Origin of the sequence: Nostoc cf. edaphicum LEGE 07299 (assembly GCF_015207245.1) — a bacterium.
Classification (GTDB): Bacteria; Cyanobacteriota; Cyanobacteriia; order Cyanobacteriales; family Nostocaceae; genus Nostoc; species Nostoc edaphicum_B.
The window spans coordinates 1-3,679 of record NZ_JADEXF010000627.1; the positions used below are offsets into that span (position 1 = coordinate 1).

A 3,679-nucleotide genomic window follows, 5' to 3' on the forward strand; every position below is an offset into this window, starting at 1 on the left:
GAAAGAATTAATGCCCAATGCCCAATGCCCATTAACCAATAACCAATAACCAATAACAATTTATGATTCGCCGTCGTTCTACTCCTTGGATTCATAAATGGTCACGTCCATTGATTGCCGCGATCGCTGGATGTGGTGCCCTGATAACAGGTTATCTCACTATAGAAAAGTTAACTGGAGGCAGTGCCGCTTGTGTGGCACAGGCTGGTGCTAAGGGCTGTAATGATGTGCTTTCCAGTCCTTGGGCAACGGTTTTTGGACAGCCATTAGCTTTGTTTGGGTTTTTGGCATACATCAGTATGGTGGTATTTGCTTTGGCTCCCTTGGTATTCAACTCCAAGGAAAACAATAACCGCAAACAATTGGAAAATTGGACGTGGTGGCTACTGCTGGTAGGTGCGATCGCTATGTCTGTATTTAGCGGCTACTTAATGTATGTGCTGACATCTCAAATCAAAGCTATTTGTCTTTACTGTATCGGTTCAGCTTTGTTCTCTGTGAGTCTTTTGGTACTAACAATTATCGGTCGGACTTGGGAGGATATTGGACAAATCTTGTTTACCGCCCTGATTGTCGGAATGGTAACGCTGATTGGTACTTTAGGCGTTTATGCCGGCGTGAATCAATCAGATGTGACACCTGGAACTCCTGGACAACCCACAAAAATTACCTTTACTCCCAAGGAAAACCCTAACCCAGCGTTCGGTTGGGAAGTTACCACTACTTCTGGTGAGGCAGAAATAGCCTTAGCAAGACATCTGGCAAAGGTAGGTGCAAAGGAATACAGTGCTTATTGGTGTCCTCACTGTCATGAACAAAAGCTGCTTTTTGGTAAAGAAGCTGAGGAAATAATCAATAATGGCATTAAGGTAGAGTGCGCCCCCGATGGACTCAAAGCTCAACCAGAAATCTGTAAAGCTGCAAAAATTGAAGGTTTCCCCACTTGGATCGTTAATGGTAAAAGCTATAGCGGAGTCCAAAACTTAGAGGAATTAGCGAAAGTTTCTGGTTACACAGGACCTCGGAACTTCAAGTATTTTAAGTAAAGTACCTACACTGACCTTCAGTAGTTCACGCCCTATAGTCAACTGGATGAGTACAGTAAAATCTGTTTCCAGTTGGCTTTTTTGTTTTTGGTAGTTGGAAGTTAACGTAATTCTCTGTAAAATACCTAATCGATTTAGCTCCTACTTGAGCTATCTTAGTCCGATAGTTAATAGCTATAGGTAATAGAGAATATTTCTGCCTACTAGGTAATGGGAATGAATCAGCAGCTAGGCAAGCGTTTTGTGAAGTTAACCTTTGGACTGAAACAATCGCTTAGTCGAGAACACAGAGAATTGATTACTGCGGCCAGCGTTGCAGTCTGCGTCCTGCTTTTGCACTCCATTGGATTATTGCAATCTTTGGAGTTGGCGGCTTTGGATCAATTTTTTCACTTACGTCCAATGGAACCGCCAGAAGACCGGATTACGATCGTAGTGATTGATGAGGCTTATTTAAACGAAATACGTTCGTGGCCAATTCCAGATGCGAAGATTGCCCAGTTGTTGCAAAAATTAAATGTCCACAAACCCCGTGCGATTGGCTTAGATATCTACAAAAATTTACCAGTAGAGCCTGGTAATCAAGAGCTACATAATGCTTATCAGTCAACACCCAACTTAATTGGTATTGAACTACTAGCAAATGACAAAAACAAAAACTTTAGTGTTTCGCCTCCACTGGGACTAGATCGGGATCAAGTGGGCTTTAATAACGTGCTGTACGATCTTGATGGTAAAGTGCGTCGCAGTTTGTTGTATTGGCACGTTAAAAGTGAAGTACACGAAAGTTTTGCCCTGAAGTTGGCTTTATTGTATTTAAAGCCAAAAGGAATTACTCCTACCAAAGCCAAAAGCAACCCTGAGTATTTGCAATTGGGTAAGGCAGCATTTACTCGTTTTGAAGCTAATGATGGTGCTTATGTGGGAGCTGATGATAGAGGCTACCAAATTTTGAGCAATTTTCCCAAACCCAAATGTCAAAGTTCCTCTGGAGAATTTTGTAGTTTTCGCCAAGTCTCGATGAGAGATGTACTGGCAGATAAAGTCAAAGCAAATTTAATCAAAGATCGGATTATACTTATTGGTTCGACTGCACCCAGTCTCCCAGATATTGTATTTATTCCCTACTCCAGCAGTGTAATTGGTACGGCAAAGCCTGTACCTGGTATTCAATTGCAAGCTTATTTTATTAGTGAGTTAATCTCTGCTGCTGTTGATGGAAGACCATTACTCAAAGTGTGGCCTGACTTGGTGGAATACTTGTGGATTTTTGTTTGGTCTTATCTGGGAGCCGTGACGATATGGCGGATACGACACGCAGCTAGGAGTCTCTTCTGTATCCTAGTTTCTTGCTTTATATTGACCGTGAGTGCATACTTTGCTTTCTTGTACGGTTGGTGGATACCACTCATTCCCTCACTGGTTTGCTTTGGCACTTCAGCTATTTGGATGACTAGTCATATTGCTCACATGCAGGAAGAGTGGAAACGTTCCAAAGAATTTTTGCATCATGTTATCAACACGATCCCCGATCCAATTTTTGTGAAAAATGAACAACACCAGTGGATTGTTTTAAATGAGGCGTATTGTCGATTTATCGGTTATCCAAATAAGTTATTAATTGAAAAGTCAGACTATGACTTTTTCCCAAAACATGAAGCTGATGTATTTCGACAACAGGACGATCTTGTTTTTCGGACTCAGCAACCCCAAGAACATGAAGAAGAATTTACAAATGCTGATGGACAGACTCATCAAATTGCCACTAAGCGATCGCTTCACAAAGACTCAGCTGGCAATTTCTTTTTAGTTGGTGTCATCCGAGATATTACTCAGCGCAAGCTGATGGAAGAACAGCTGAAGCGTACTGCTGCTGAACTATACCGCTCTAACAATGAATTAAAACTCAAAGAAGACCACTTGCGTCATTTAGCGTATCACGACCCCCTGACCGGTTTATCCAATCGCAAATTTTTTGCCGAACAACTTTACGAGTCCTTACATTGGGCGCAACACAACAACTTGTTGTTGGGACTGCTGTTTATCGATCTAGATGGCTTTAAGCAAGTCAATGATAGTTTGGGACACGAGGCGGGCGATCGCTTGCTAATGACTATTGCTGGAAGACTCAGCAACTCTCTACGCGCTAGTGATACAGTTTCCCGCTTGGGTGGCGATGAATTTACTGTGATTTTACGGGCAATACCTAATGTCCAAATAGCTGCTAAAGTCGCTGAAAAAATTTTAAGCAGTATTACCAAGCCAATTGTTTTGGACGGCTATACAATCCGAGTTTCTGCGAGTATTGGCATTAGTGTTTACCCATACAACAGTCAAGACAGTGAAACTTTGATAAAACAAGCTGATACAGCAATGTATCGTGCCAAGCGCCTGGGTAAAAATCGCTACGAGTTTGCTTAATTAGTTAAGAGTCAAGTCTCCAGGTTTTTTCACTATAGTTATAATTTTTACCTTCAAATTAGGAATTTAAACTGGAGATACGTCTAAGACACTGTATTGAAAAAATATAGCCTATATCCTGCAAGATAAATTCTTAGCCAAGATGTAGACCTGGCAAGGATTTTTGGCTTGAAGATTAAACTTCATAACTGATGTCAGAAAGTAATTAGTCC

General features: G+C 41.4%; 2 protein-coding genes. Both read left to right on the forward strand.

The window, feature by feature from the left end; genetic code table 11:
- The first annotated feature begins 62 nt into the window (after positions 1-62).
- Positions 63-1,046: a vitamin K epoxide reductase family protein gene (locus IQ229_RS17995; protein ID WP_194046049.1), complete on the forward strand. Its 984-nt coding sequence runs from the start codon at positions 63-65 to the stop codon at positions 1,044-1,046.
- Positions 1,047-1,262: 216 nt separating this feature from the next.
- Positions 1,263-3,467 carry a CHASE2 domain-containing protein gene (locus IQ229_RS18000; protein ID WP_194046051.1) on the forward strand — a complete coding sequence of 735 codons (2,205 nt, stop codon included), beginning with the start codon at positions 1,263-1,265 and terminating at the stop codon, positions 3,465-3,467.
- The last annotated feature ends 212 nt before the right edge of the window (positions 3,468-3,679 follow it).

Excerpts from the sequence above, each read along its gene's own strand:
- IQ229_RS17995 (WP_194046049.1), top strand. The coding sequence starts at position 63 with ATGATTCGCCGTCGTTCTACTCCTTGGATTCATAAATGGTCACGTCCA.
- IQ229_RS18000 (WP_194046051.1), top strand. The coding sequence starts at position 1,263 with ATGAATCAGCAGCTAGGCAAGCGTTTTGTGAAGTTAACCTTTGGACTG.